Annotated in this window: 23 protein-coding genes and 1 pseudogene; 8 read left to right on the forward strand and 16 right to left on the reverse strand. The window is 58.7% G+C overall.

The window, feature by feature from the left end; genetic code table 11:
- Positions 1 to 19 precede the first annotated feature (19 nt).
- The 10 genes and pseudogenes from L1P08_RS15475 to L1P08_RS15520 form a co-directional block, all read right to left on the reverse strand.
- Positions 20 to 1,657 carry an FGGY-family carbohydrate kinase gene (locus L1P08_RS15475; RefSeq protein ID WP_303619596.1) on the reverse strand — a complete coding sequence of 546 codons (1,638 nt, stop codon included), beginning with the start codon at positions 1,655 to 1,657 and terminating at the stop codon, positions 20 to 22.
- A 51-nt stretch (positions 1,658 to 1,708) separates the two neighbouring features.
- Positions 1,709 to 2,317 (reverse strand): annotated as a pseudogene (locus L1P08_RS15480) (HAD family hydrolase); the annotation flags it as partial.
- 28 nt (positions 2,318 to 2,345) lie between these two features.
- Positions 2,346 to 3,011 carry an NYN domain-containing protein gene (locus tag L1P08_RS15485; RefSeq protein ID WP_303617889.1) on the reverse strand — a complete coding sequence of 222 codons (666 nt, stop codon included), beginning with the start codon at positions 3,009 to 3,011 and terminating at the stop codon, positions 2,346 to 2,348.
- Between the two features lie 187 nt (positions 3,012 to 3,198).
- Positions 3,199 to 4,677: a mannitol dehydrogenase family protein gene (locus L1P08_RS15490; RefSeq protein WP_303617890.1), complete on the reverse strand. Its 1,479-nt coding sequence runs from the start codon at positions 4,675 to 4,677 to the stop codon at positions 3,199 to 3,201.
- Positions 4,678 to 4,712: 35 nt separating this feature from the next.
- Entirely contained in the window at positions 4,713 to 5,711 is a 999-nt protein-coding gene (locus L1P08_RS15495) for an ABC transporter ATP-binding protein (protein ID WP_303617891.1), read from the reverse strand.
- Positions 5,712 to 5,725: 14 nt separating this feature from the next.
- On the reverse strand, positions 5,726 to 6,553 hold the full coding sequence (locus tag L1P08_RS15500) for a carbohydrate ABC transporter permease (protein WP_303617892.1): 828 nt from the start codon (positions 6,551 to 6,553) through the stop codon (positions 5,726 to 5,728).
- A gap of 4 nt (positions 6,554 to 6,557) precedes the next feature.
- Positions 6,558 to 7,430, reverse strand: a complete 873-nt coding sequence (locus L1P08_RS15505) for a carbohydrate ABC transporter permease (protein WP_303617893.1) — start codon at positions 7,428 to 7,430, stop codon at positions 6,558 to 6,560.
- A 100-nt stretch (positions 7,431 to 7,530) separates the two neighbouring features.
- Positions 7,531 to 8,841, reverse strand: a complete 1,311-nt coding sequence (locus tag L1P08_RS15510; protein WP_303617894.1) for an ABC transporter substrate-binding protein — start codon at positions 8,839 to 8,841, stop codon at positions 7,531 to 7,533.
- A gap of 147 nt (positions 8,842 to 8,988) precedes the next feature.
- Positions 8,989 to 9,960 (reverse strand): sugar-binding transcriptional regulator, encoded by a 972-nt coding sequence (locus L1P08_RS15515; protein WP_303617895.1) that lies wholly within the window; start codon positions 9,958 to 9,960, stop codon positions 8,989 to 8,991.
- Between the two features lie 233 nt (positions 9,961 to 10,193).
- Complete coding sequence (locus tag L1P08_RS15520; RefSeq protein WP_303617896.1) at positions 10,194 to 11,204, reverse strand: LysR family transcriptional regulator; 1,011 nt, start codon at positions 11,202 to 11,204, stop codon at positions 10,194 to 10,196.
- 247 nt (positions 11,205 to 11,451) lie between these two features.
- On the opposite strand from L1P08_RS15520, the gene chvE reads away from it, so the two are divergent.
- The 4 genes from chvE to L1P08_RS15540 all read left to right on the forward strand — a co-directional run bounded on the left by chvE (position 11,452) and on the right by L1P08_RS15540 (position 16,219).
- Positions 11,452 to 12,531 (forward strand): multiple monosaccharide ABC transporter substrate-binding protein, encoded by a 1,080-nt coding sequence (gene chvE / locus L1P08_RS15525; protein ID WP_303617897.1) that lies wholly within the window; start codon positions 11,452 to 11,454, stop codon positions 12,529 to 12,531.
- A gap of 101 nt (positions 12,532 to 12,632) precedes the next feature.
- Positions 12,633 to 14,165 (forward strand): multiple monosaccharide ABC transporter ATP-binding protein, encoded by a 1,533-nt coding sequence (mmsA, locus tag L1P08_RS15530; protein ID WP_303617898.1) that lies wholly within the window; start codon positions 12,633 to 12,635, stop codon positions 14,163 to 14,165.
- On the forward strand, positions 14,162 to 15,388 hold the full coding sequence (gene mmsB / locus L1P08_RS15535) for a multiple monosaccharide ABC transporter permease (protein ID WP_303617899.1): 1,227 nt from the start codon (positions 14,162 to 14,164) through the stop codon (positions 15,386 to 15,388). The genes mmsA and mmsB overlap by 4 nt, the downstream gene beginning before the upstream one ends.
- 99 nt (positions 15,389 to 15,487) lie before the next feature.
- On the forward strand, positions 15,488 to 16,219 hold the full coding sequence (locus L1P08_RS15540; RefSeq protein ID WP_303617900.1) for an SDR family oxidoreductase: 732 nt from the start codon (positions 15,488 to 15,490) through the stop codon (positions 16,217 to 16,219).
- Positions 16,220 to 16,222: 3 nt separating this feature from the next.
- Here L1P08_RS15540 and rsgA read toward each other — a convergent pair whose 3' ends face one another.
- The gene (gene rsgA / locus L1P08_RS15545; protein ID WP_303617901.1) at positions 16,223 to 17,230 is read right to left on the reverse strand and encodes a ribosome small subunit-dependent GTPase A; all 1,008 of its coding nucleotides are present in this window, start codon (positions 17,228 to 17,230) and stop codon (positions 16,223 to 16,225) included.
- A 172-nt stretch (positions 17,231 to 17,402) separates the two neighbouring features.
- Positions 17,403 to 18,983: a glycine--tRNA ligase gene (locus L1P08_RS15550; protein ID WP_303617902.1), complete on the reverse strand. Its 1,581-nt coding sequence runs from the start codon at positions 18,981 to 18,983 to the stop codon at positions 17,403 to 17,405.
- A 284-nt stretch (positions 18,984 to 19,267) separates the two neighbouring features.
- Between L1P08_RS15550 and L1P08_RS15555 the strand changes: the two genes are divergently transcribed.
- The 3 genes from L1P08_RS15555 to L1P08_RS15565 all read left to right on the forward strand — a co-directional run bounded on the left by L1P08_RS15555 (position 19,268) and on the right by L1P08_RS15565 (position 21,997).
- Positions 19,268 to 20,275, forward strand: coding sequence for an ABC transporter substrate-binding protein (locus tag L1P08_RS15555; RefSeq protein ID WP_303617903.1), 1,008 nt, complete (start codon positions 19,268 to 19,270; stop codon positions 20,273 to 20,275).
- Positions 20,276 to 20,349: 74 nt separating this feature from the next.
- The gene (locus L1P08_RS15560) at positions 20,350 to 21,171 is read left to right on the forward strand and encodes an ABC transporter ATP-binding protein (protein WP_303617904.1); all 822 of its coding nucleotides are present in this window, start codon (positions 20,350 to 20,352) and stop codon (positions 21,169 to 21,171) included.
- Positions 21,164 to 21,997, forward strand: a complete 834-nt coding sequence (locus tag L1P08_RS15565) for an ABC transporter permease (RefSeq protein ID WP_303617905.1) — start codon at positions 21,164 to 21,166, stop codon at positions 21,995 to 21,997. The genes L1P08_RS15560 and L1P08_RS15565 overlap by 8 nt, the downstream gene beginning before the upstream one ends.
- Before the next feature lie 15 nt (positions 21,998 to 22,012).
- Here the strand turns inward: L1P08_RS15565 and L1P08_RS15570 are convergent, their stop codons facing one another.
- The 4 genes from L1P08_RS15570 to L1P08_RS15585 are packed head-to-tail and all read right to left on the reverse strand — an operon-like array spanning position 22,013 to position 25,946.
- The gene (locus tag L1P08_RS15570) at positions 22,013 to 22,753 is read right to left on the reverse strand and encodes a proteasome-type protease (RefSeq protein WP_303617906.1); all 741 of its coding nucleotides are present in this window, start codon (positions 22,751 to 22,753) and stop codon (positions 22,013 to 22,015) included.
- Between the two features lie 29 nt (positions 22,754 to 22,782).
- Positions 22,783 to 23,577 (reverse strand): transglutaminase family protein, encoded by a 795-nt coding sequence (locus tag L1P08_RS15575; protein ID WP_303617907.1) that lies wholly within the window; start codon positions 23,575 to 23,577, stop codon positions 22,783 to 22,785.
- Positions 23,578 to 23,588: 11 nt separating this feature from the next.
- Entirely contained in the window at positions 23,589 to 24,527 is a 939-nt protein-coding gene (locus L1P08_RS15580) for an alpha-E domain-containing protein (protein WP_303617908.1), read from the reverse strand.
- 6 nt (positions 24,528 to 24,533) lie between these two features.
- Complete coding sequence (locus L1P08_RS15585) at positions 24,534 to 25,946, reverse strand: circularly permuted type 2 ATP-grasp protein (protein ID WP_438268422.1); 1,413 nt, start codon at positions 25,944 to 25,946, stop codon at positions 24,534 to 24,536.
- Positions 25,947 to 26,101: 155 nt separating this feature from the next.
- On the opposite strand from L1P08_RS15585, the gene L1P08_RS15590 reads away from it, so the two are divergent.
- Positions 26,102 to 26,692, forward strand: coding sequence for an ANTAR domain-containing response regulator (locus L1P08_RS15590; protein ID WP_303619598.1), 591 nt, complete (start codon positions 26,102 to 26,104; stop codon positions 26,690 to 26,692).
- Position 26,693 lies beyond the last annotated feature (1 nt).

The following is a 26,693-nucleotide window of genomic DNA, read 5'->3' on the forward strand; positions in this document are numbered from 1 at the left end:
GGCTTTCTCAGCCCGGCTTTCAAGCTTCATTCAGGAGTGAATCGAGACGGCGTCTGTCTTCGTGCATTTGCAGGAAAACCCTGTAGTCGGTGTCATAGATATGCGTCGCCTCCGGGTTGGGTTGCCGGGTCCGGCCCGTATCGCTCATTTTGGTACAGGCGGTGGCGAGGTCGGGATAAAGGCCGGCGGCGGCGGCTGCGGTCATGACGGTGCCGCGAATGACCGCATCATAGCTTTGCTGGGTGACGACGGCGCAGCCGGTGGCATCGGCATAGAGTTCCATCAGCAAGGGGTTATGAGTATGGCCGCCGGCGATGTGCAGGGTTTCGATGCCATAACCATTGGTCTTGAGGGTCTCAAGGATATGGCGAAGCCCTAAGGCAATGCCGACAGCGGTGCGCCAGTAGAGGCGGCAAAGACTGTCGAAGGAATGATCAAGGGTCAGCCCGCTGATGACGCCAACTGCATCGGGTTCGGCCAAGGGTGAGCGGTTGCCGTGAAAATCGGGCAGGACATGCAGGCGGGCGGCGAAATCCGCACCCTGCTGGCTACGCAGTTCAGCGACACGGGTGCTGATGCGCTGATGCATGGCGCGGGTGGGCGTGCCCCCTGCGGCATGCCAGCGGATGATATGATCGAGCAGGGCACCAGTGGCTGACTGGCCGCCTTCGCTGAGCCATGTACCGGGCAGGACCGCGCCGAAATAGGGGCCCCAGATACCCCGGATCGGCTCGGGATTTTCAGAAAGGGCGATGACGCAACTCGATGTGCCCGCGATCAGGCCGAGATGGCGGTGCAGGTCTTGAGGCTGCTGGGCGAAAGCGCCGAGAATGCCCAAGGCGCCGGCATGGGCATCGACCATGCCGGTGGCGACGGCGCAATCGGTGGTCAGCCCCAATGCGCTGGCGGCTTCTGGCGTCAATTTGCCGATGGCCGCGCCGGGCAGGCTTGCGGTTTCGGGCAGGCGGGCGCGGCTAACGATATCGTTTATGCCGACCGCTTCAAAGAAATCGCGATGCCAATGGGTGTCGGCATGGGCGGTGAAGGTCCATTTGGCGGTGAGGGTGGACTGTGATCGGTCGAGCTTGCCGCTGGCTTTCCATGTGAGGAAATCGGCCAGATCGAACAGGTAGCCGATATTGTCCCAGGTCTCGGGCATGTGCCGCTTCAGCCACATCAGTTTGGGCACTTCCATTTCCGGGCTGATGACACTGCCGGAGAACTGGACGACGTAATGGCCGGTTTCGGTGCATTCGCGGGCTTCGGCGAGGGCGCGGTGATCGAACCAGGCGATGGTATCGCGGCTGGCGGTACCGCCGGGGGTGACTTGCAGGCCTTTGCCGTTTTTGTCGAGAACCACGAGCGAGCAGGTGGCGTCAAAGCCAATGCCGGCGACGGCACTGCCCTCAACCCCGGCAATGGCCAAGGCCTCGCGCACGGCGGCGCAACACTGGGCCCAGATCTGGTCGGAGGCGTAATCCCCGAAATGATCGCCATCGCGATGGACGTCTATCGGCTTTGTACTATGGGCGAGAAGCGTTGCGTTTGCGGTGACCAGACCGGCGCGGACGCTGGCGGTGCCGACATCGACGGCGAGCAGCAGGGGCCCGAGATCGTCAATCCTTGATTTGGCAAGCAGGGCTGCAACTTCGCGCATGTCGTCAAGGATATGATCGGGGGCGAGGTCAGCAATGGTCTGTTCAAGACCTGCGAGGGCAATATGGGTGCCGCCGGTAAAGGCGATGACCTTCATGCCCGCGGCTTTGGCCGCGGCGATCCCTGAGGGGCTATCCTCGATGACAAGGCAATGTTCGGGGGCGATGCCGTTCTGTTTGGCGGCGTGCAGAAACAGGTCGGGCGCGGGCTTGCCATTCCTGACTTCGGTGGCGGAGAAAATGCGCCCGTCGAAATGGGGCAAAAGACCGGTAACCGCAAGACTTAAACGGATGCGCTCATGCTGGCTGGAAGAGGCGACGCAGACAATGACCGAGGGGGGCAGGGCGGCCAGGGTTTCAGCGATATGGTCGATGGGTTGCAAATGCTTGCGGAACAGGGAGAACAGGTTGTCGCGCATGGATTGCAGCGCCCGGTCATCCAGTTCCAGATTATAGTCATCGCGCAGGATGTTGCGCGTGGTCGCCAGACTGCGCCCGAGGAAAAGCTGATAGGCTTCATTTTCGGGGATGGTCAGGCCCTGCTCGGCCAGCGTTTGCAGCAGAACCTGCATGGAGAGCGGTTCACTGTTCACCAGCACCCCGTCACAGTCGAATATGACCATGCGGATACCTGATAGCGATGTGGTCAAGCGTCCCCCCATATAATTGTGCTTCTATGACCCAAGTGAATCAAACCCAAGAAGCTGGTTTGGAAATGATGGTACCCTGCGAAGACGTGATGGTGTCAGGGAATTGGGCATGCGCAAGATGTCCCGGGCGGATGCGTAGATAAAAAGACGCTACATTCATCAGGCTTTGGGTCGGATATTTAACAGGTACGAGCAAGCCAACCCTTTTTCCTGCTTCTGCAATAGCAATTCTCATTGGTTCGACCAAATCCGAGTCATTGGTGATTACCACTGCAACATCGAAGGCGTCGGTAAAGGCATCGCGAACGAGATGTGCGCCCAAGTTCACATCGCTGCCCTTTTCTTCACTTTTAATGACTTTGACAACATTGGGTTCGGGTTGGTTCCATATGTAACCGGCCGGTCTTGCTTGCGGTGGTTGCGCCAAGGGCATCCATGGTTCGGAAGTCATGAAGCTTCCTTCGTGAATGCTGATTTCTGGAACCGTTTCCAGAGCTTTTAGATATGTGGCCTGCCGCGCTGGTGCCAAGGGATCATGAGCGCGCGCCGAGACCCTGGCAATGTAGTAATTGACGTGAATTATATTATGGGATGGCTGCAATATTCGGGTGGCCAGTGCCAAGGGGTTTAGCCACTTCTTTGAAGGCCGTTCCTTCAGCATGCGGTAGTAAAGATTAAACCCGTCAATATAGACGATTGTGCGCATTCAACGCTTCTCCCCTCAAAGCAAAGGCCGCCGAAAGGTTTCCCTCTCGCGGCCTTTGAGCCCATAGCAAGCTATGGGTGGGTGATGAAGTATAAATAGGCATCAAATCGTCTACCGTCAATTGCCGGTGTTCATCTTTGCTGCAACCGCTTAACGGGCAGGCCGCCCCTTCACCGCTTATTTCGCCTCAGAAAGTTCCGGCGAGATAATGTTCCAGCGTTGTCTTGGTGCCGTCGCGCCAGATGGCGGTGAGGGCTTTGGAGAAAGCATGGACATAGGTTTGGGATTTGGCAAGGGGGCCGAAGATGTCTTCCATGGCGAGGAAGGCTTCAGGGTTGTCGCGTGCCGCGAGTGCCCGTTCGTTCAGGCGGGCCCAGTCGGGATCATTGGGGGCAATTTTAGCGCCGCTATCGGTGGTGCCGGCGCAATAGCGGCACCAGAGGGCTGAGACCATTGCCAACCCGGTAATGTTGCCGCCGCGGGCCAGTTGATCGTTGACCGAGGGCAGGATGAATTTTGGTTGCCGGTTGGAGCCGTCAAGGCAAAGCCGCCTGACGGTGTCGCCAACGGTGGGGTTGGCGAAACGCTCGCCGACCTTTTGGAAATAGGCTTGCAAATCTGTATCAGGCACCGGCGGAACGACGGGGAGGATTTCATCCTGCTCGACTTTTTCGAGGAAGCCGCTGACCAATGGATTGGCCATGGCGTCGTGGACGAAGTGTATGTCCATCAGTCCCGCCGGATAGGCGATGGCGGCGTGACCGCCATTCAGAATACGGATCTTCATCAATTCATAAGGGGCGACATCCTCAACGAAGGTGACGCCGACCTTTTCAAGCGCGGGGCGGCCGGTGGGGAAATGATCCTCGACCACCCATTGCCTAAAGGTTTCGCAGACAACGGGCCAATTGTCCCTGACACCAAAGCTCTCGGTGACCATGGCGCGTTCGCGGTCGCCGGTGGCGGGGGTGATGCGATCGACCATGCCATTGGGGAAGGCGACGTTCTGGCGGATCCAGACACCAAAGGCCGGATCGGAGAGTTCAGCCAGCCCGACCACAGCGTCTGCTGTGACATGGCCATTGCCGGGAATATTGTCGCAACTCATGACGGTGAAAGGCGGATGCCCATTGGCATGGCGGCGTTGCAGCCCGGCAAGGATCAGGCCGAACACGGTTTTCGGCGCATCGGGATTGAGGGCATCGTGCTGGATTTCGGGGTGCTGGGGATTGAATTTTCCAGAAGCCGCATCGATGAAATAGCCACCCTCGGTGATTGTCAGGGAGACAATGCGAATGGCGGGATCGGCCAGGGTGTCGAGAATGCGGATGGTGTTGCCCGGCTCTATATAATCGATCATCGCTCCGGTGACGCGCGCGTTTTTTGTTGTCGCGTCCTGTTCGACCACGGTGGTCAGCCAGTCCTGTGCGGCAAGCGCGTCGCGCATTTCCGCGTCGGCGGGGCGGACGCCAGCCCCGATCAGCGCCCAGTCATGGCTATGGCCGGCGGAAAACAGTTCATCGAGATAGACCGCCTGATGCGCCCGGTGGAAATTGCCGACGCCGAAATGCAAAATCCCCGCTTTCAGATCGTCGCGTCTATAGGCGGGGACGCGAATATCTGCCTGCAGGTCTTTCAGGGTGGCGAGGGATAGGCCGATAGTCATCTGACAATCCTTTTGGAAAGCGGGGCCGTGGGCAATTACATCGCCTGGTCTTGCGCGTCGAAGCGGTAAATTCTGTTGGCGTCGGGGGTGAGGAAGATGCGGTCGCCATATTTGACCCCCAGTTCGCCATCGACGCGGGCGGTCAGGGTCTGGCCATTATCCGTTTGCACATAAAGGAATGTGTCGGAACCCAGATGTTCGGCGATGGTGACGGTGCCGCCCCAGAGGCCTTCGGTTGTCGACATGGTGAAATGTTCGGGCCGCACGCCGATGGTATGGGCGTCGTGCTTGGCCGCTTCGGTGCCCTCGATGAAGTTCATCTTTGGCGAGCCGATGAAACCGGCGACGAACTTGTTGGCCGGTTTGCGGTAGAGATCGAGCGGCGAGCCGAATTGTTCGACATTGCCGGCCTGCAGCACCACGATCTTGTCGGCCATGGTCATGGCCTCGACCTGATCATGGGTGACATAGACCATGGTGGTTTTGAGCTGGTGGTGCAGTTCGGAGATTTCGAGCCGCATGTTGACGCGCAGTGCCGCATCGAGATTGGAGAGCGGTTCGTCAAACAGGAACGCTGCCGGTTCGCGGACGATGGCGCGGCCAATGGCGACGCGCTGGCGCTGGCCGCCCGAGAGCTGGCGCGGCTTGCGCTCCAGGTAATCGGTGAGGTTGAGCACCTTTGCGGCGTCACGCACCTTCCTGTCGATGGCGGATTTTTCCATCTCGGCCATTTTCAGCGGGAAGGCGATATTGTTGTAAACGCTCATATGCGGGTAAAGCGCATAGGACTGGAACACCATGGAGAGGCGGCGCTTGGCGGGGGGTGAATCGGTGGCGTCGGTGCCATCGATCAACACCCGGCCGCTGGTGAGATCTTCCAGCCCGGCAATGAGGCGCAACAGGGTGGACTTGCCGCAACCTGAGGGGCCGACAAAGACGACGAATTCGCCATCGGGGATATCAAGGTCTACGCCGGGGATGACTTCGGCGGTGCCGAAGGTCTTGCGTACGCTTTCCAGACGAATACTGCCCATTTCGAGCCCCTTTGCTATTTAACCGCGCCGAATGTCAGGCCGCGTACCAATTGACGCTGCGAGAACCAGCCGAGAATGAGGATTGGCGCAATGGCCATGGTGGATGCTGCCGAGAGCTTGGCCCAGAACAGACCTTCAGGGCTGGAATAGGCGGCGATGAAGGCTGTCAAAGGCGCGGCTTTGGCGGCGGTCAGGTTGAGTGTCCAGAAGGCTTCGTTCCAGGCGAGGATGACGTTGAGCAACAGGGTGGACGCGATGCCGGGAACAGCCATGGGCAAAAGCACATAGACGATTTCCTTCCATAGCACCGCGCCATCCATCCGGGATGCCTCAAGGATCTCTGAGGGGATTTCCTTGAAATAGGTGTAGAGCATCCAGATGATAATCGGCAGGTTGATGAGCATCATCACAATGGTCAGGCCGAAATGGGTGTCGAGCAGGCCCCAGCTGCGGAACAGCAGATAGATCGGCACCAGAACGCCAACCGGCGGCATCATTTTGGTGGAGAGCATCCACATCAGGACGTTCTTGGTGTTCTTGGTGGGCGAGAATGCCATGGCCCAGGCCGAGGGCACCGCAATGAGCAGCGCGAGAATGGTTGAGCCGCCGGCGATGATCACCGAGTTCATGAAGTGCTTGAAGTAATCGGAGCGCAATTGCACCTCGATATAATTCTCCAGCGTGAAGTTGAAGAACAGCAAGGGCGGGGAGGCGATGGCATCGCCTTCCGACTTGAAGCTGGTCAGGATCGTCCAGAAGATCGGGAAGAACAGCAAGAGGCCGATAATCCAGGCCAGAGCCGAGAAACCGATGCGGCGATTGAGCGAGACAGCGCGGGCCATGATCTTACGCCTCCAGGTTCTTGCCGATCATCCGCATCAGGAAGATCGCAACGATATTGGCCAGGATGACAGCGATGACGCCGCCGGCGGAGGCACCACCCACATCGAAATTCAAAAGGGCGCGGGCATAAACCAGGAAGGTGAGGTTGGTTGAGGCCGTGCCCGGGCCGCCATTGGTGGTGACAAGGATTTCGGCAAAGATTGAGAGCAGGAAGATGGTCTCGATCAGAATGACCACGGTGATGGCGCGCGACATGTGCGGCAGGATGATGTGAAAGAACAGGGCAAAGGGTTTTGCGCCATCCATTTCGGCGGCTTCCTTTTGCTCTTCATCAAGCGATTGCAGGGCGGTCAAAAGGATAAGGGTCGCAAACGGCAGCCATTGCCAGGCGACGATGATGATGATGGATAAAAGCGGGACGCTGGCGAACCAGTCTACCGGTTCGAGCCCGAATGTCTTGGCGATATTGGCGAAGATGCCGAAAACCGGGTTCATCATCATGTTCTTCCACACCAGCGCCGAGACGGTGGGCATGACGAAGAAGGGGGAGATGAACAGGATGCGCACAATGCCCTGGCCAAAGATCGGCTGGTCGAGCAGGAGCGCCAAAAGGATGCCGCCGACAATGGTGATGGCGAGCACGCCACCGACAAGGATCAGTGTGTTTGAAATGGCGGCGAAAAAGGCCGGGTCGCTGAGAAAGAACTGGTAGTTGAACCAGCCGGCGAAGCGCTGGCGATCGGGGTTCAGCAGGTTGTAGCGCTGGAACGAGAAATAGATCGTCATTGCCAGCGGCACGGCCATCCAGGCGAACAGCAGCAGCACGGATGGTGCCATCATGAAACGCGACAGGGTGCGTGTGTGTGCGGTAGCCATGCCTGCTCTCCCCTCAGAAGCTTGGTGGCGAAGGCCGGTTATGCGCCGGCCGGGATGGTCCGCCCGGCCTGAATGCCGGGCGGGCCTTGTTCAGTTCCGGCTAGTCGATATAGCCGGCAGCCTGCATTTCGCGGCGGGTGATCTCTTGTGCCTGTGACAGGGCGTCATCGACCGAGGTTGAGCCGGCCAGCGCAGCGGAGAAGACCTGACCGACCGAGGTGCCAATGCCCTGGAATTCAGGAATGGCGACGAACTGGACGCCAACATAAGGCACCGGATCGACTGTCGGGTTGGTGGGGTCAGCAGCGTTGATTGACTGCAGGGTCATCGCAGCGAAAGGCGCGGCGGCCTGATATTCGGGGTTTTCGTACAGCGAGGTACGGGTGCCCGGGGGTACGTTGGCCCAGCCTTCATTCTCGGCGACCAGATCCAGATAATGCTTGGAGGTGGCCCATGAGATGAACTTGGCGGCGTCGTCAGCATTCTGGCTGCCGGCGGGAATGGCCAGTGACCAGGCCCAGAGCCAGTTACCGCGCTTGCCAAGGCCGTTATCGGGGGCGAGGGCAAAGCCGACCTGGTCGGCGACGGTTGAATCGGTGGGGTTGGTGACAAAGGACGCCGCGACGGTGGCGTCAATCCACATGCCGCATTTGCCCTGCTGGAACAGTGCCAGGTTTTCGTTGAAGCCGTTGGACGAGGACCCGGCAGGACCGGCATCGTTCATCAGGTCAACGTAGAACTGGAGCGTGTCTTTCCACTGGGGCTGATCGAACTGGGGGTTCCAGTCCATATCGAACCAGCGCGCGCCGAAGGAATTGGCGGTGGCGGTGAGGAAGGCCATGTTCTCGCCCCAGCCGGCCTTGCCGCGCAGGCAGATGCCGTTGATGTCATTGTCGCGGTCGGTCATCTTGCGGGCCGCGTCGGCAATGAATTCCCAGGTGGGGGCGTCCGGCATGGTGAGGCCGGCCTTCTCGATCAGGTCCTTGCGGTACATGACCATGGAGCTTTCGCCATAGAAGGGGGCGGCATAGAGGGTGCCGTCAACGCTGAGGCCGCCGCGAATGGCGGGGAGCAGGTCGTCAACGTCATAATCGTCGCCGAGATTGTCGAGCGGGACCAGCCAGTTCTGGTTGGCCCAGATCGGCACTTCATAGGTGCCAATGGTCATCACGTCGAACTGGCCACCCTTGGTGGCGATGTCGGTGGTGACGCGCTGACGCAGGACGTTTTCCTCCAACGTGACCCATTCCAGCTCGATGTCGGGATACATGGCGGTGAAATCGTCGGTCAGCTTTTGCATGCGGACCATGTCGCCATTGTTGACGGTGGCGATGGTCAGGGTCGCAGCTTGCGCCGCGCTGGCGAATGCCAAGGCGCTGCACGCGCCGATCAAAATCGGTGTGAGTTTCATAAAATTCCTCCCAGAAAGGCCTTGTGAGCAATTGCTTTGGCCGTGAGCAATTATTCATCCGTGGTGAAATGAAGTCAAGCGGGAAAAGCCCCAGCGCGGGGGTGCGCTGAGGGGTAATTTTCTATGATATTGAAATATAACGTTATTCTAAGGTGCGAGCAGGGCTTCTGCTGTGGTTTCGTCTGTTATCAAACCGTTAACCAGGCCGCCGATGATGGCGGCGCGGATGCCGGGAAGCTTGCGTTCGCCCTTGGCCATGGCGATGACGAGGCAGGTTTTTGTGGAGGGCAGGGTGCCGCTGGCAACGCGGGTATTGGTCAACCCGTCAATGATTTTGCCCTGCGCATCGAAAGCCCAGCCGCAGATTTCGCCGACGGCACCGGCGCGGCGCAATTCCTCGAGTTCGGCGGTGCTGACAAAGCCGTCTGCATGCAGGGGCGCCCCGGGGCCAAGCTCGCCGACGCCGACAAAGGCAATGTCGGCGCTTTGCGCCAGTTTGAGCGGCGCGGCAACGAGGGGCTGGTTATGCAGCATTTCGCGCTCTTCGGCGGAGGAGGCAACGACCGGCAGCGCCATGGGGTAGCTGCGGGCCTTGGAGACATCGGCCAAAGCGAAGATGACGTTGTAGAACGAGGCCGAGCCATCGGGGGCGATATTGCCAGCCAGCGAGACAATGCGATGTTGCGGGCAATCCATTTTCGGCAGGCGGTCAATGGCGGCCTTGAGGGTGCGGCCGGTGCCGATGGCGATGATTTTCGCGTCAGGATTTTTGAGGCACCGTTCAATCTCGGCGGCCCCTGCCTCTGCAATGCCGACAATGGTGGACTGGCTCATGGGATCGGCCGGGACGATATCGACATGTTGCAGGCCAAAACGGGTGCGCAGCTGCTGACCGAGTTCCATGCAACGGGCGATGGGGTGATCGATCCGGACCTTGACCAGGCCAGAGCTGACAGCGAGCGAAACCAGCCGCTGGGCGGACTGGCGCGAGACGCCGAGAATGGTTGCGATCTCATCCTGCCGCCGCCCGGCAACATAGTAGAGCCAGCCCGCACGGGCGGCATCGTCGAGGCGCTTGTCGGCCTCATCTTGCGGGGCGGATGTGAGCGTGTGATCCATGACCAAATCAAATCCCTGGTGGCAGTTTTGTGGGTCCAAATGGAACGCGGAAGGGGTCGCGGTCAATATTGGTGCTGTATTTAGTTTGCGGGGCTGGTGCGCATGAAGGACAAGTGACAGGCTTGGGAGGTTGAATCATTTTCGCGATCTAACGATATGATTTCATTCAAGATATTTTGCTTTTCAAGTTCTGCTTGCGGCAGGTGTTTTTGGGGGCTGGATAAAATTTTCTCTCATGCGGGCTCTGATGGTGATTTGCCTTCGCGCAGATTGAATTGATGCAAAATCTGGTCATGAACAAGCTGGGCTGTGGGCGAGAGCATGCGTTCGCGCAGGGTTAACAGGCCGTATGGTTTGATGCGGATATTCTCCTTGAGGGGCAGAGTGCGGACCGAGGAGCTCATGCCGGCGTCTCCGGCAACGATCTTGGCGACTTCGGCCCCCACAGCCACCAGCGCATCGGACTGGGTGATGATGGCGAGCGAGGCCAGAAGCGAGGTGGTGCTGATGGTGTTTTGCGGCGGGCGAGCGTCGGCGGCAATCAACGCGTCATCAATGGCACGCCGCATCAGGGTGCCGGGCGGGTGCAGCACCCATTCGGCATTGCCCAGTTCGGTGAGGGACACAGCCTCGCGTTCGAGCAGCGGGTGCCCGGCACGCACCAGAATAACCACCCGCTCGGGATCGAATGTGCGGATCAGGAAGGGGGCGGGGTCCATGTTGTCGGGTATGCGGGCAATGACGAAATCATGGCTGCCATTGAGCAGATCCGCCCCCAGTACGTTGCTGGTATTGACGCTGATATGGGCGTTGATGAGAGGGTTGGTTTGCTTGACCTGACGCAAAGCCGGCACGATCAGTTCGACGGCGCCGGTGACAGAGCCGATGCTGGCAAAGCCGCTGCCACCTGATTTGAGAAAGGTAATCTCGCGCTCGATTTCACGCAGCTGGATGAGGACGCTGCGGGCGCGGCTGGAGAAAGCGCTGCCAGAGGTGGTGAGCACAATGCCCTTGGGCTGGCGCCGGCACAGGGTGGTATCCAGCACGCCTTCCATTTCAGCCAGCATGCGCGAGGCGGCGGGCTGGGATATGCCCAGCACACGGGCGGCTTCGCCAAGCTGGCCGGTCTCTTCAAGGGCTGTGATCAATTGCAGATGGCGAATGCGCAGGCCTTTGGGAAAGAAGCCGGTCATCCAGGGCTGGGTTGGCAGCAATTGGTCGCCGGAACGGTTGCGTGACTCCATGCCTGCTTTCCTCCTGCCCTGCTAGTAAACATACCAATATTGGTAAGTCTAGAACCAAATTTTGCATTTGATTGATATGTAAAAGTTTTCCTAATCTCTGAGGGGATAGCGGGTGCCGGGCAGTAAAATTCCGGCCTCCAAGACTATCGGGAGGAACATCTTCAGACTTGAAACAAGGCGGCTCCAAACCGCCGGGTTCATGGGCGTTTGCGCCAGTTGCTGGGGGTGGATTCAGTGAGGAGAAATCATGAAAAAACTAGCATCTATGTTCGCTGTTGCAGCGATGGCGGCAGGCGTTTTTGCCGCTCCCGTCTTGCAGGCACAGGCGCAGGACAAGGGCACTGTGGGCATTGCCATGCCCACACAATCCTCGCTGCGCTGGATCAGTGACGGCAATGAATTGAAAGCGGCGCTGGAAGCCAAGGGTTATGGTGTCGATCTGCAATATGCAGAGGACGATATTCCTAACCAGCTGGCCCAGGTTGAAAACATGATCACCAAGGGCGTGAAAGCCCTGGTTGTGGCCTCGATTGATGGCACGACCCTGTCTTCTGTGTTGCAGCAGGCGGCCGATGGCGGTGTGCTGGTTGTGGCTTATGACCGGTTGATCCGTGATAGCGGCAATGTGGATTATTACACCACTTTCGATAATTTCCAGGTTGGTGTTTTGCAGGCGAACTCGCTGGTTGACGGGTTGAAGGAACGCTTCCCCGACGGCAAGCCGTGGAATGTTGAACTGTTTGGTGGTTCGCCTGACGATAACAACGCCTTCTTCTTTTATGATGGCGCGATGTCGGTCTTGCAGCCGATGATCGATGCCGGTGACATTGTGATCAAGTCTGGCCAGATGGGCATGGACAAGGTGGGTACGCTGCGCTGGGACGGTGCTGTTGCACAGGCCCGCATGGACAACCTGCTGTCGGCTCATTATTCCGATGGTGGTCGGGTTGATGGCGTTCTGGCCCCTTATGACGGGCTGAGCCGCGGTATCATTTCGTCGCTGCGCGGTGTGGGTTATGGCGCTGCTGACCAGCCCTGGCCGATTGTGACCGGGCAGGATGCCGAGACCCCCTCGGTCAAGGGCATTATTGCCGGTGAACAGTATTCGACCGTGTTCAAGGACACGCGCGAACTGGCCAAGGTGACGGCAAATCTGGTTGATGCGGCGCTTTCCGGCGAAACCCCGGAAATCAACGACACAGAGACCTATGACAATGGCGTCAAGGTTGTGCCGTCCTATCTGCTGACCCCGTATTCGGTTGACCTGTCCAACTATCAGGAACTGGTTGTCGATAGCGGTTACATCAAGGCTGAAGACCTGAAATAGGGATCTTCGGGCGGGGATGGTGGTTTTCCATCCCCGCCTGTTCAGCGGGTTGGCAATTGGGGATGCCGGGTTTCCGGCCCCTATATGAATACGGATAGCCTATGACCAAGACGATCCTGGAGATGCGCAACATCACCAAGACCTTCCCCGGCGTGAAAGCGCTGCAAGACGTCAATCTGGACGTGCGCGAGGGGGAAATTCATGCGGTGGTGGGGGAGAATGGCGCAGGCAAATCTACCCTGATGAAAGTGCTGAGCGGGGTTTATCCCCATGGCGATTATTCAGGCGAAATTTTTTATGACGGGCAGGAATGCCGTTTCAAGGGCATTCACGACAGCGAACGGCTGGGCATTGTCATCATCCATCAGGAGCTGGCGCTGGTGCCGCTTTTGTCGATTTCCGAGAATATATTCCTTGGCAATGAAGGCGCGCGATTTGGCGTTATCGACTGGATGGCCAATGAGAAGAAGACCGCGGCGCTGCTGCAAAAAGTGGGGCTGAAAGAAGACCCCAATACCCTCATTACCAATATCGGCATGGCCAAGCAGCAATTGGTGGAGATCGCCAAGGCGCTGGCCAAGGATGTGCGTTTGCTCATTCTGGATGAGCCGACATCAAGCTTGTCGGAGAAGGATAGCGATGCCCTGCTGGAGTTGCTGAAAGAACTGAAGGCGCAGGGCATCGCCTCTATCCTGATTTCGCACAAGCTCAACGAGATCGGCAAAGTGGCCGACCGGATTACCATTTTGCGTGACGGGCAGACGATTGAGACGCTGGAAACCGAGGATATTTCCGAGGACCGCATCATCACCTCGATGGTGGGCCGGTCGCTGGATGACCGGTTTCCGCCGCGTGACCCCGATATTGGCGAAGTGGTGTTCGAGGTCAAGAACTGGGTAGTGCACCATGAAGTGCATCCCGAGCGGCGGGTGATCGACAATATCGATCTTAATGTGCGCAAAGGCGAAGTGGTGGGCATTGCCGGGCTGATGGGGGCCGGGCGGACCGAATTTGCCATGAGCGTTTTCGGCAAAACCTATGGCCGCAATATCAGCGGCGATGTGTATTTGCATGGCAAAAAAGTGGATGTGTCGAGTGTCGGCAAGGCGGTGCAGCAAGGGATTGCCTATGCCACCGAAGACCGCAAGACCTATGGCCTCAACCTGATCGACCACATCAAGCATAATACGACAATTGCCAACCTCAAGGGTGTTTCCAGCCGGGGGGTGATTGATGATATGCGCGAACTCAATGTGGCCAATGATTTTCGCGGGCGCACCAATATCAAGTCATCCAGCGTTTATCAGGTGACGGGCAATCTGTCGGGCGGCAACCAGCAAAAGGTTGTGCTGTCGAAATGGCTGTTCGCCGATCCCGATGTGCTGATCCTTGATGAGCCGACGCGCGGCATTGATGTGGGGGCGAAATACGAGATCTATACGATCATCGCCAAGCTGGCGGCCGAGGGCAAAGGCATTCTGGTGATCTCATCGGAAATGCCGGAACTGTTGGGCATTTGCGACCGGATTTATGTGATGAATGAGGGGCGGATTGTAGGAGAACTCTCCGGCAAGGACGCCTCGCAGGAAACGATTATGCGCGCTATTGTTCGCGCGGAGGGGAAGGCTTCATGAGCACCGAAACAATCATTTCTTCGCGGACAGAAGCCAAGGTATCCGTGGCCAGCCTGTTGCTGGGCAATCTGCGCGATTACGGGCTGGTGCTGGCGCTGATCGCCATCATGCTGTTTTTTCAGTACACGACCAATGGTGTGCTGTTCAAACCGGTCAACCTGACCAATCTGGTGCTGCAAAACAGCTATATCATCATCATGGCGCTGGGCATGTTGCTGGTGATTGTGGCCGGGCATATCGATTTGTCGGTGGGCTCGGTTTCCGGGTTTGTCGGCGCGGTCGCGGCGGTTTTGATGGTTCAGTATGACATGAATTTTCTGCTGGCCGGGGTGATTTGCCTGGTGGTTGGCGGGTTGATCGGGGCGGCGCAGGGCTATTGGATTGCCTATCACAAAATTCCCTCGTTCATTGTGACGCTGGCGGGGATGCTGGTGTTCAAGGGCTTGTCGCTGGCGCTGCTGGGCGGGCGATCCGTGGGGCCGTTCCCGGCTGAATTCCAGCTGTTGAGTGCCGGGTTCATTCCCGATCTGATCGGACCGATGACCCTGCCAGCGGTGCTGGGCGGGGCGGTGTTGCATTCAACCACGGTGGTGATCGGGCTGATCCTTGTGGCCGGGGTGTTCTATTTCAGCCAGCGGGTGCGGGCCGAGCGCACAGCCCATGGCTATGCACCGGAACCGGCGGCGCTGTTTTTCACCAAAAACCTGCTGGCGGCGGCGCTGATCCTGTTCTTCATTTATATGCTCGCCTCCTACAAGGGCCTGCCCAATGTGCTGGTGGTGATGTCGATACTGATCGCGCTGTTCATGTTCGTCACCAAGATGACGACGGTGGGGCGGCGGGTTTATGCCATGGGCGGCAACCAGAAGGCGGCCAAGCTTTCCGGCATCAAGACCGAGCGGCTGACCTTTCTGGTCTTCGTCAATATGGGCGTTCTGGCGGCTCTGGCCGGGCTGATTTTTGCGGCGCGGCTGAACACGGCAACGCCCAAGGCCGGGCAGGGCTTTGAGCTGGATGTGATCGCGGCGGTGTTTATTGGCGGTGCCTCGATGGCCGGTGGTGTGGGCCAGGTGGCGGGGGCTGTGATCGGCGCGTTCATCATGGGTGTGATGAATAATGGCATGTCGATCATGGGCGTGAATATTGACTGGCAACAGGTGATCAAGGGCCTGGTGCTGCTCGCCGCTGTGGTGTTCGACGTTTACAACAAGAACAAGGCATAATTTTCAGGGGCGTTCACTGGTGTGGGCGCTCCTGACTTGCTATGGACCCGTTGAGGACGCACCGGTGTGGGGCGGGTAAACAGGGTTGGAGACGTTTTCATGTCCAGTATTGAGGGTAAGGTCTGCCTGATCACGGCGGCGGCGCAGGGGATTGGCCGGTCGTCGGTTGAGGCATTTGCGGCGGCAGGGGCCAAGGTTATTGCAACCGATATCAATGCCGAACGCCTGGCTGATCTTGAGGGTATGGACAATGTGACGACCCGGCTGCTCAATGTGATTGATGCCGATGCGGTGACCAAGGCGCGTGAAGAGATTGGCGATATCGACATTCTGTTCAATTGCGCGGGGGTTGTGCATAGCGGCACTATTCTGGACGCGTCCGATGCGGATCTCGAGTTTGCGATTGATCTGAATATCCGGGCGATGGTGCGCACGATCAAGGCGTTTTTGCCGGGGATGCTGGCCAAGGGCGACGGGGCGATCATCAATATGTCGTCGGTTGCCTCGAGCGTGACCGGGGTGCCGAACCGGTTTGTCTATAATGCGACCAAGGCGGCGGTGATCGGGATCACCAAATCGGTGGCGATGGATTATGTCGGGCAGGGTATTCGCTGCAATGCGATCTGTCCGGGCACCGTGGATTCGCCGTCCCTGCAGGACCGGCTGAAGGCGACGGGTGATTATGAAAAGGCGCGGGCTGATTTTATCGCCCGGCAGCCGATTGGCCGGATCGGGACGCCTGAGGAGATTGCGGATCTGGCGGTCTATCTCGCCGGGGCGACTTATACGACCGGGCAGGCCCATGTCATTGATGGCGGCTGGACCATATAGGCTCTAGCGCTTCTTGAAGCCGCGGCTGCCGGGCGCAGGTTTGGCATTGTCGCGGTTTTCATCCTGCAATTTATACCAGCGGGCGAGCCGTTCTGGATCGAGCGCGCCGGATTTGGCGGCGGCGAGGACGGCGCAGCCGGGCTCGTGCCGGTGGGTGCAATCGCGGAATTTGCAGTCGGGCGTCAGTTCGGTGATTTCGGCGAAGAGGATATCGATGCCTTCGGCGACGTCGCTGACATGCAGGGTGCGCATGCCCGGGGTGTCGATGACCCAGCCGCCGCCGGCAATGGCATGGAGGGAACGCGCCGTGGTGGTGTGCCGGCCCTTGGCGTCGCTATCGCGGATGGCACCGGTTTCCTGCACTTCATCGCCGCTGCCGGCGAGGGTGTTCAAGAGGGTCGATTTGCCTACGCCTGAAGAGCCGACCAAAGCGACGGTCTGGCCGGGGCCGCACCAGGGCGCGAGCACGGCGGCGGCGTCGGGGGTTTTGGCATTGAGGGTGACGACCTCAAGGTCGCGCTGCAGGGCGCGGGCGTCGATGGCGTATTTCTCTGCATCCTCGGCGATATCGGCCTTGGTCAGCACCATGACGGGGTTGATTTCCGCTTCATTGGTCAGGGCCAGATAGCGTTCGAGCCGGGCCGGATTGAAATCGGCATTGCACGAGGTGACGATGAAGAGGGTGTCGATATTGGCGGCGATCAGCTGCGGGACTTTTGCGCCTTCGGTGTGGCGTTGCAGCACGGATTTGCGGTCGAGGCGGCGGTGGAGGATGTTGGTGTGCGGTTCAACGAGCACCCAGTCGCCGACGGCGTAATCTGCGGTATTGGTGTGCTGTTCAAGTTTCAGTTTAACCCGGCCATCAAGGGCTATGGCCGACATGCGGGCGCGGTGGACGGTGGCAATGCGCATGGGCAGGAGCCCGGTTTCGGGCGGTGACACCTGAGCGGCGAAGAAGGCGTCCCAGCCCATGCCCTCAAGGGTTGCGCCTGTGCCGTTTTCTGCTGTCATTTGAACCCGAGGGGACAGTTTGCCGCCATCAACATTTCCCTTTATGGGCGCCAGCGCGCCAATGCGCGGCTGAACAGGGCATTGTTGTGCGATGCGGTGGCGATTTTGGCAAGCCTGTCGATCGTGCAACCACGCCCTTTAAGGGGGCGTGGTGCGTATGTTGCGGGCCGGATCAGGGCTTGAAGCCGCCAAGGGTGGCGGCACCCGGATTGATCTTGGCATCGACGTAAACATCGACCTTGTCGGCGGAAATGCGTTCCTGTGCCCCGGTGTCGCGGTCGCGCACGGTCACCGTATTGTCGGTCAGGGTGTCGGCATCGATGGTGATGCAGAACGGGGTGCCGATTTCGTCCATGCGGGCATAGCGCTTGCCGATGGACTGCTTTTCCTCGATGCGGGTCGTGAAGAACTGGCTGAGGTGATTGTTCAGCTTCTGGGCGTATTCGGGCTGGCCTTCCTTGGCGATCAGCGGGAAGACGCCGACCTTGATGGGGGCCAGTTTGGGCGGCAGGGCCAGATATTCCTTCGACGGGCGGCTTTCGTCATAACGATAGGCGTCGCAAAGGACCGCGAGCAGGGCGCGGGTGAGACCGGCTGACGGCTCGATGACATGGGGCACGAAGGCGCGGTTATTGGCCTGGTCGTGGAAATCCATCTTCACCTTGGCATGCTTGGCGTGCTGCTGCAGATCGTAATCGGAACGGTTGGCCACACCTTCAAGCTCGCCGAATTCGCCACGGGCGAAGGGGAAGCGGTATTCGATATCGGAAGTGGCCGAGGAATAATGGGAAAGCTCTTCCTTTTCGTGCGGGCGCACGATCAGGTTTTCGGAGCGTACACCGAGACGGTTCCACCATTCGCGGCGCTCATGCACCCAGAATTCGAACCATTTGTCGCTCTCTTCGGGATCGCAGAACCATTCCATTTCCATCTGCTCGAATTCGCGGCTGCGGAAGATGAAATTGCGCGGGGTGATTTCGTTGCGGAAGGCCTTGCCAACCTGGGCAATGCCGAAGGGAACCCTTGGCCGCGAGGAGGCGACCACATTGCGGAAATTGATGAAAATGCCCTGGGCTGTTTCTGGGCGGAGATAGGCTTTTGAATCCGAACCGGCCAGCGCGCCAACCGAGGTTTCAAACATCAGGCCGAATTCGCGCGGTGCGCCGAGGGTGCCGATGGCTGAAGCGTCGGGTGCCAGTACTTTTTTCTGCTCGTCTTCGGGCAGTTCGATATAGGGCACGCCATCCTTGAAATCGGCGCGGGTGAGCTTTTTGCCGCTGAGGCTTTTTTCGAGGAAACGGTAGCGCTTTTCCAGCTGCTCAACCGCATCATCGCCGCTCATGACCGACACATAGCCGAGCATTTCGCTCTCGCCATTAAGGCGGGCGGGGTAGCACATGACATGGTCAGCACGGTAGCGCTTCTTGGTTTCGGCGCAGTCGGTCAATTCGTCGTGGAAGCCATCAACATGACCGGAGGCCTGCCAGACCTGCGGGTTGAGAATGACGGAACTATCGATGCCGAAGGTCTGCAAGGGGCGGCCATCGGGGCCAACCGGCGGACGTTCGACCATGCTTTCCCACCAGAAACGGCGGATATTGTCCTTGAGCGTGGTGCCGAGCGGACCATAGTCGAAGAAGCCGTTCAAACCATTATAGATGTCCGAAGAGGGATAGACATAGCCGGTCCGCTTGGTCAGCGAGACGATGGCAGCCATCTGGGGAAGTTCGGGTGGGGTCTGACGGTCGTTCATTGCGCTTCACTACTTTACAAAATTGCGGACGATAAAAGCCTCGGCGGAGCCGGGGATAGCCCTATCCATAATTTGGGTTCGACACAATAGCCGCGGGGAGGTTGACGAGGCGTGAAGGGGCCGGAACGGGCAGTTTTGATACCCATTGCCTCAAGGTGACTGGCGGGGAACGGCCAAAACCTGCTATCAGCCGCAACAGGCGGCATGGGATGTTGGTCGCCTGCAATTTTGCGCAACGCGCCGGGTCGTTCGGGACAGGCGGGTGCCGTGGAAGGAAAATGCAAATGATGTTTGGGCGCAAGCTGGGTGTGATTGCTGCTATTGTTACGTCGGGTCTGATGACGACGGGCGCGCTGGCGCTTGATGCCGTGAGTTTTGGCACAGACTGGCTGGCGCAAGGGGAGCATGGCGGCTTTTATCAGGCTGTGGCCGATGGCACCTATGCCGAATACGGGCTGGAAGTGACCATCGTGCAGGGCGGGCCGCAGGCGAATAACACCGCGCTTCTGGCAGCCGGCAAGCTGACCTTTAATATGGGGGGCGCAATCGGCGGGCTTTATGCTGTTGAGCAGGGTATCCCGATCAAGCATGTGGCCGCGATTTTTCAAAAGGGGCCGCAAATTCTGATGGCGCATCCCGATGCCGGCATGGAGACGTTTGAAGATCTGGCGAAAGCCGACAAGCTGATCCTCAGCTCGACGGTGGCGGGGACGGTGTTTGAATGGATGAAGCGGCGCTATCCCGCTTTTGCCGAGGTGCCGACCCAGCCCTATACGTTCAATTCCGCGCCGTTCATTGCCGACAAGAAGTCAGTGCAGCAGGGCTATGTGACTTCCGAGCCGTTTGCGATCGAGCGGGAAGCGGGCTGGGCGCCGAAAGTGTTTCTTTTGGCTGATGCCGGTTACGATCCCTATTCGACGACGATTTCGACCAGTCAGGCGTTGATTGAAAGCAACCCAGATCTGGTGCAGCGCTTTGTCGATGCATCGATCATTGGCTGGTATAATTATCTCTATGGTGACAATGCTGCGGCCAATGCCTTGATCAAGCAGGACAATCCGGACATGAGTGATGCGCAGCTGGCCTTTTCCCGCGACAAGCTGAAAGAATATGGCATTGCCGTTTCCGGGGATGCCGAGACGCTGGGGATTGGCTGCATGACCGATGAACGCAGTGCCGGATTTTTTGGCAAGCTGGTGGAGATCGGGCTGTTGCCGGCTGATCTGGATTATACCCAATCCTACACAACCGCGTTTGTGTGCAAGGGGGTTGGTGTCGAACTTGTTCGCTAGGCGCGCCTGGCTGAATCGTTGGGTGCGGGTGTTTGGCCCCGCGCTTTTTGTTCCCGGTGCCGGGTTGTCATGCGATGAATGATGCAGTTGCCAGAGATGCGCAGGACACCACGGGGGCCGTGGTTTCGATGCGGCATGTCTCCAAGAATTTTTCCAATGGCACTGTGGCGCTGTCGGACATGTCGCTGGATGTGCGGCGTGGCGAGTTTTTGAGCCTGTTGGGGCCTTCGGGCTGTGGCAAATCAACGGCATTGCGGCTGATTGCCGGGCTGGGCGCGCCGAGTGGCGGGGAAATTGCCTGGCCTGCCTCGCCGATTAATGGCCAAGGCTTGCCCGAGGGCGATATCGGCTTTGTGTTTCAGGAGCCGACGCTGATGCCCTGGCAAACGGTGTTCGGCAATGTCTATTTGCCGCTGCGTTTGCAGGGCATGGGCAAAGGGGCGGCGCGAGCGCGGATCATGGAAACGCTTGCCATGGTGGGGCTGGCGGATTTTGCCAATGCCTATCCGCGTGAATTGTCCGGCGGGATGAAAATGCGGGTATCGATTGCAAGGGCGCTGGTGACGCGGCCGAAATTGCTGTTGCTCGATGAGCCGTTTGCAGCGCTTGACGAGATTACCCGCCAGAAGCTGAATGATGATGTGCTGCGGCTTTGGAAACAATCCGGGGTGACGGTGATTTTTGTCACTCATTCGGTGTTTGAAAGCGCTTATCTGTCGAACCGGATTGTGGTGATGCGGGCGCGGCCGGGGCAGGTTTATGCCGATTTGAAGCTGGATGGCGCGGCGGCGCGCAATGCCGATTATCGCGTCTCCGAGCCTTACCGGGCGGTGTGCGCCAAAGTGTCGGCGGCCTTGCAGGCGGCGATCAGCATTGAGGCGCGTACCGATGGGTGATGGGGCACGCGAGCGGGTGAGCCTGTCACCGGGGCGCGCCGAACTGGGCCGCTGGCTGCGGGTGCTGGTGCCGGTTATCATGCTGGTGCTGGCGGTGCTGGGCTGGCATTTGCTGGTGGTGGTCAACCAGATCCCGCGTTACATCCTGCCCGCGCCGGGCGATGTGTGGGCAGCATTGATCGCGGACCGGACGATTTTGCTGCCGGCCTTGTGGGTGACCCTCAAAATTACGGTTTCGGCGCTGGTGCTGGCCCTGATCGGGGGCTGTGCCATGGCGATTTTGCTGGTGCAATCGAAATGGATCGAGCTGGCGCTGTTTCCCTATGCGGTGGTGTTGCAGGTGACCCCGATTGTCGCCATTACGCCGCTTTTGCTGATCTATGCGCCTGATACGCAGACGGCCTTGCTGATCTGCGCTTTTCTGGTGGCGTTTTTTCCCATTCTCTCGAACATGGTGCAGGGGCTGAAAAGCGTTGACCACAATTTGTTGAACCTGTTCGATCTTTATGGTGCCTCGCGCTGGCAGACGCTGTTTTTTCTCAAACTGCCGGCATCGCTGCCCTATTTCATGGCGGGGTTGCGCATTGGCGGCGGGTTGTCGCTGATTGCGGCGGTTGTGGCTGAGTTTGCTGCCGGATCGTCCGGGGCCGGGTCCGGTCTGGCGTTCCGGTTGCTGGAATCGCAATACCGGCTGGATATGCCGCGCCTGTTTGCGGCCATGGTGTTGTTGACGCTGACCGGGGTGGCGATTTTTGCCATGACATCGTTTATCGCCTGGCTGACGCTGCACCGCTGGCATGAAAGCAGCATGCGGCGGGAAAACTAGCGCTGGCCCGCCGGCCTATTGTTTGGGGCGTTTATAGTCGGGCAGGGTGGCAAAAGTCTGTTTGATGGCTTCGCCCCAGCCGTTCGACAATTCGTTGTAATAATCGTCATCGGGCATGATGCGGGTTTCAAAGCCCGGCTCGAGACTGTCGTTTTCATAAAATTGCAGATCGAGCGGCAGGCCGACCGAGAGATTGGCCTTGATGGTGCTGTCGAATGAGAGGATCAGCATTTTGGTGGCTTCCTCGAACGACATGGCCGGATCATAGGCGCGCACGAGAATGGGTTTGCCATATTTGGTTTCGCCGACCTGAAAGAACGGGGTGTCGGGCGAGGATTCGATGAAATTGCCTTCGGGATAGATCAGGAACAGGCGCGGTTCGGTGCCATTGATCTGGCCGCCCAGAATGACGGTGGCATTGAAGGTGGAATCTGCCTTCTGGCCGGTATCGGCATTGCTTTTGATGACTTCCTTGAGCGTTGCGCCGACCAGTTGGGCGGTTTGAAACATGGAAGGTGTTTCCAAAAGCGACGAGGTGCGATCCTCGGAGGCCTTGGTGCGTTCGTCGAGTACCGAGATGACGGCCTGTGTGGTGGCCAGATTGCCGGCGGTCAACAGGGTGATGACCCGTTCGCCGGGGCGCGACCAGGTGTGCATCTTGCGGAAAATGGAGACATTGTCGACGCCCGCATTGGTGCGGGTATCGGACATGAAGACCAGCCCGTGATCGAGTTTCAGAGCAACGCAATAGGTCATGACGGCACGAATGAATTATGCATGCGCTATCACTGCTCGACAATCACCTGAACTGCAAGGGTTTCTGATGAAAATCCGTGACGAATTCCCGAAATGGGGGCGGCGTCGCGATAGTCGAGGCCGGTGGCGAGGCAAACATAGCGGTCATCGGGCGAGATGCCGTTGGAGACGTCATAGCCGACCCAGCCGAGCTGATCGAGATAGACTTCGGGCCAGGCGTGGCTGGCGGCCTGATGGGTTTGCCCGTCCATCATCAGAAAACCGCTGACATAGCGGGCCGGATAGCCCAGGGCGCGCGCGGCGGTGAGGAAAATGTGGGTGTGGTCCTGACAGACACCGCGCCCGGCGGCGAGGGCCTGATCGGCGGTGGTGGTGACATCGGTGGCGCCCGAGCCATATTCGACGCGCTCGGCAATCAGAGCCATCAACTGGTGCATGCGCGGCACGTCTTCTTCTTCGGTCAGCTCGCGTGTCATGGCGGCGATGGCGCGGGTTTTTGTGGTCAGGTCTGTTTCGCGCTGGAACAGCCAGAGCGGGGCCAGATTGGAATGGGTGCCCACGACCCCGTGCAGGTTTTCGGTTTCAACTTCGCCGCTGGCGGTGATGGAGACGGCATGTGTGCCCGGTTCGGCGGAAATCAGGGTGACGGGATTGTTGAAATGGTCGCGATAGGAGACTTCCTCGGTCGCGCCTTCAAGCTCGGTGCGCCAGTCGATCACGGCCTGGCCGGTGCGGGTGCTTGGGGTGAGGCGCAGGCGCTGCAGGCCGTATTTCACTGGCTCGTCATAGCCATATTCGGTGCTGTAGGAGATGTTGAGCCGCATGATATTTCGCCTTAGTTGAACAAATAGGCTTCAGCAATTTCGCGACTGAGGCGGCTATTGTCCTGAATGAAATCCTGCAGGAATTCGTGCAGGCCCTGATCGAATATATCCGAGATCGACTTGCCCTTGAGGCGGTGGAGATTGCGGTTGGCGGTTTCGTGGCAGGTGTGGCTCTCGCCATATTCATCGGCCAGAAAGCTGAGATTGCTGGTAATCTTGGCGTAGGAAAAGGCCAGCGAGCGCGGCATGCGGCCATTGAGGATGAGGAAATCGGCGATATTGGCCGATTGATATTGCGCGTCATAAACCCAGCGATAGGAGCGCTGGGCGGAGACGGAGCGCAAGATGCTCTCCCACTGGAAATTATCAAGGGCGGAGCCGACAAAGGAAATCGAGGGCAAGAGCACGTAATATTTCACATCGAGAATGCGCGCGGTATTGTCGGCGCGTTCAACGAAGGTGCCGATGCGGGCGAAATCATAATGCTCGTTGCGCAGCATGGTGCCATGCAGGGCCCCCCGGATCAGGCCGCCATCCTGTTTGATGGAGGCGAGGACTTCGGGCAGGTCCGCTTCGCGGATGCGGTCCTTTAAAAGGGTGCAGGTGGTCAGCCAGCACTGGTTGACGCTTTCCCAGACCTCACGGGTGACGGCGGTGCGCACGAGGCGCGCATTGTTGCGGGCCAGCTCGATGGAGGTGCGCACGCTGGAGGGATTGTCGCGGTCGCGCAGCAGGAAATCGATGACATTGGTGGCTGAAAAGGTGTCGTGCTTTTGCTTGAAGGCCGCGGTCGCCCCGGCGGTGGCGACGAGCGAGGCCCATTCATCCTCGCCGGTGGAGGCGCGGGTAAGGGCCATGCGCAGGCCCGCATCGACCAGGCGGGCGATATTTTCCGCCCGCTCGATATAGCGGAACATCCAGAACAGGCCATTTGCGGTTTTGCCCAGCATCTCAGATTAGTCCTCCAGAACCCAGGTGTCTTTGGTGCCGCCGCCCTGGCTGGAATTGACCACCAGCGAGCCTTTTTTGAGGGCGACGCGGGTGAGGCCGCCGGGCACGATGCGCATTGTGTCGGAGACCAGCGCGAAGGGCCTTAGATCAACATGGCGGGGCGAGAGGCCGCTTTTGGTGACGATGGGTACGGTGGACAAGGAAAGCGTTGGCTGGGCGATGTAATTATCGGGATTGGCTTTCAGCTTTTTGGCGAATGCGCGCTGCTCGGTCTTGGTGGAGGTGGGGCCAACCAGCATGCCATAGCCGCCCGAACCGTGCACTTCCTTGACCACCAGATCGCCGAGATTATCGAGCACGTATTTGAGTGCCTCCGGCTCGGCGCAGCGATGGGTTGGGACATTGTTCAAAAGCGGTTTGCGCCCGGTATAGAATTCGATGATGTCGGGCAGATAGGAATAGATCGCCTTGTCATCGGCAATGCCGGTGCCCGGCGCATTGGCAATGGTGATATTGCCGGCGCGGTAGACATCCATGATGCCGGGCACGCCAAGGGTTGAATCCGGGCGGAAGGTCATGGGGTCGAGATAATCATCGTCGATACGGCGGTAGAGCACGTCGATGGGCTTGTAGCCGCGGGTGGTGCGCATGGCGACCTTGCCATCGACAATGCGCAGATCCGCGCCCTCGACCAGTTCCACGCCCATCTGGTCGGCGAGGAAGGAATGTTCGAAATAGGCGGAATTATAGATGCCGGGGGTGAGGATGGCGATGGTCGGTTCGCCCTTGCAGCCCGGCGGGGCGAGGGCTGCGAGGCTTTGGCGCAGGGAAAAGGGATAGTTCTCGACCGGGCGCACCTTGTTGGTGGCGAAGAGAGACGGGAACATCTGCATCATGGTTTCGCGGTTTTCCAGCATGTAGGAAACGCCCGAAGGGGTGCGGGCATTATCCTCGAGCACGAAGAATTCGTCCTCGCCGGTACGCACGATGTCGGTGCCGATGACATGGGTATAGACATTGCCCGGCGGCTTGAAGCCGATCATCTCGGGCAGGAAGGCCTTGTTGCGCACAATCAGATCGCGCGGGATGCGCCCGGCGCGGATGATTTCCTGACGGTGATAGATGTCTGAGAGGAAGGCATTGATGGCGACGACGCGCTGTTCGATGCCCTCGGAAAGCTTGCGCCATTCGCGGCCCGAAATGATGCGCGGCAGGATGTCGAAGGGGATCAGGCGCTCGGCGGCTTCCTGACTGCCGTAAACGGCGAAGGTAATGCCACTGCGGCGGAAAAAGGTTTCCGCATCTGCAAGCTTACGGCGTAGTTTGGCGGGGTCCTGTTCGCAAAACCAGCTGTAATAGGCACTATAGGGATCGCGAACCGCATCTGGCCCGCAAATCATTTCATCGAATAGATCCATAATATTTGCACTCCACCTGTCATAGAACAGGAAGGACTGGCGGAGTGCAAGCGCCCATTAGCGTCGGGTCATGCATCTGTGACAAGGCAGGTTTGCATAAACTATTTGCATAATGTGGCTTTGCATAATCGGTGGGCATGCTATTGACTGTCCTCATGCTGGCCCCGGATCTCAATATTCTGATTATTGATGAAAACCGCATCCGCGCTTCGATTATCGAGGGTGGATTGCGCGAGGCCGGGCATAATCAGGTTTTCATTATCACCGATGTCAAAGAGGTCGGGCGCAAGGTCACAGAGATCGCGCCGGATGTGGTGATGATTGATCTCGAAAATCCCAATCGCGACATGCTGGAACACTTCTTTTCACTCAGCCGGGCGCTGCAAAAGCCGATCGCGATGTTTGTCGACAAATCCGACAAGGCTTCGATGGAAAAGGCGATTGAGGCGGGGGTTTCCGCCTATGTGGTGGACGGGATGAAAAAGGACCGGGTGAAGCCGATCCTTGATATGGCGATTTCGCGTTTCAATGCGTTTTCCAAGCTGACGCGGGAGCTGGAAGAGGCGCGCAGCGAACTGGAGGATCGCAAGATCCTTGATCAGGCCAAGGGGATTTTGATGCGCACGCGGGGGCTGGATGAAAATGCTGCCTATCAATTGTTGCGCAAGACCGCGATGAACCAGAACCGCCGCATGGTGGATATTGCACAGAGCCTGATTTTGGCAGCGGGGCTGATGGAACCATGAG

It is taken from the genome of Mariluticola halotolerans (genome assembly GCF_021611515.1).
Lineage (GTDB): Bacteria > Pseudomonadota > Alphaproteobacteria > Rhizobiales > Devosiaceae > Mariluticola > Mariluticola halotolerans.

Coding starts and splice junctions, on each gene's coding strand:
- rsgA (WP_303617901.1), bottom strand. CDS start 17,230: ATGACAGCAGAAAACGGCACAGGCGCAACCCTTGAGGGCATGGGCTGG.
- L1P08_RS15475 (WP_303619596.1), bottom strand. CDS start 1,657: ATGCGCGAAGTTGCAGCCCTGCTTGCCAAATCAAGGATTGACGATCTC.
- mmsA (WP_303617898.1), top strand. CDS start 12,633: ATGACCAAGACGATCCTGGAGATGCGCAACATCACCAAGACCTTCCCC.
- L1P08_RS15560 (WP_303617904.1), top strand. CDS start 20,350: ATGAATGATGCAGTTGCCAGAGATGCGCAGGACACCACGGGGGCCGTG.
- L1P08_RS15555 (WP_303617903.1), top strand. CDS start 19,268: ATGATGTTTGGGCGCAAGCTGGGTGTGATTGCTGCTATTGTTACGTCG.
- chvE (WP_303617897.1), top strand. CDS start 11,452: ATGAAAAAACTAGCATCTATGTTCGCTGTTGCAGCGATGGCGGCAGGC.
- L1P08_RS15565 (WP_303617905.1), top strand. CDS start 21,164: ATGGGTGATGGGGCACGCGAGCGGGTGAGCCTGTCACCGGGGCGCGCC.
- L1P08_RS15585 (WP_438268422.1), bottom strand. CDS start 25,946: ATGGATCTATTCGATGAAATGATTTGCGGGCCAGATGCGGTTCGCGAT.
- L1P08_RS15505 (WP_303617893.1), bottom strand. CDS start 7,430: ATGGCTACCGCACACACACGCACCCTGTCGCGTTTCATGATGGCACCA.
- L1P08_RS15500 (WP_303617892.1), bottom strand. CDS start 6,553: ATGGCCCGCGCTGTCTCGCTCAATCGCCGCATCGGTTTCTCGGCTCTG.
- L1P08_RS15550 (WP_303617902.1), bottom strand. CDS start 18,983: ATGAACGACCGTCAGACCCCACCCGAACTTCCCCAGATGGCTGCCATC.
- L1P08_RS15570 (WP_303617906.1), bottom strand. CDS start 22,753: ATGACCTATTGCGTTGCTCTGAAACTCGATCACGGGCTGGTCTTCATG.
- L1P08_RS15510 (WP_303617894.1), bottom strand. CDS start 8,841: ATGAAACTCACACCGATTTTGATCGGCGCGTGCAGCGCCTTGGCATTC.
- L1P08_RS15520 (WP_303617896.1), bottom strand. CDS start 11,204: ATGGAGTCACGCAACCGTTCCGGCGACCAATTGCTGCCAACCCAGCCC.
- mmsB (WP_303617899.1), top strand. CDS start 14,162: ATGAGCACCGAAACAATCATTTCTTCGCGGACAGAAGCCAAGGTATCC.
- L1P08_RS15580 (WP_303617908.1), bottom strand. CDS start 24,527: ATGCTGGGCAAAACCGCAAATGGCCTGTTCTGGATGTTCCGCTATATC.
- L1P08_RS15485 (WP_303617889.1), bottom strand. CDS start 3,011: ATGCGCACAATCGTCTATATTGACGGGTTTAATCTTTACTACCGCATG.
- L1P08_RS15490 (WP_303617890.1), bottom strand. CDS start 4,677: ATGACTATCGGCCTATCCCTCGCCACCCTGAAAGACCTGCAGGCAGAT.
- L1P08_RS15540 (WP_303617900.1), top strand. CDS start 15,488: ATGTCCAGTATTGAGGGTAAGGTCTGCCTGATCACGGCGGCGGCGCAG.
- L1P08_RS15575 (WP_303617907.1), bottom strand. CDS start 23,577: ATGCGGCTCAACATCTCCTACAGCACCGAATATGGCTATGACGAGCCA.
- L1P08_RS15495 (WP_303617891.1), bottom strand. CDS start 5,711: ATGGGCAGTATTCGTCTGGAAAGCGTACGCAAGACCTTCGGCACCGCC.
- L1P08_RS15590 (WP_303619598.1), top strand. CDS start 26,102: ATGCTGGCCCCGGATCTCAATATTCTGATTATTGATGAAAACCGCATC.
- L1P08_RS15515 (WP_303617895.1), bottom strand. CDS start 9,960: ATGGATCACACGCTCACATCCGCCCCGCAAGATGAGGCCGACAAGCGC.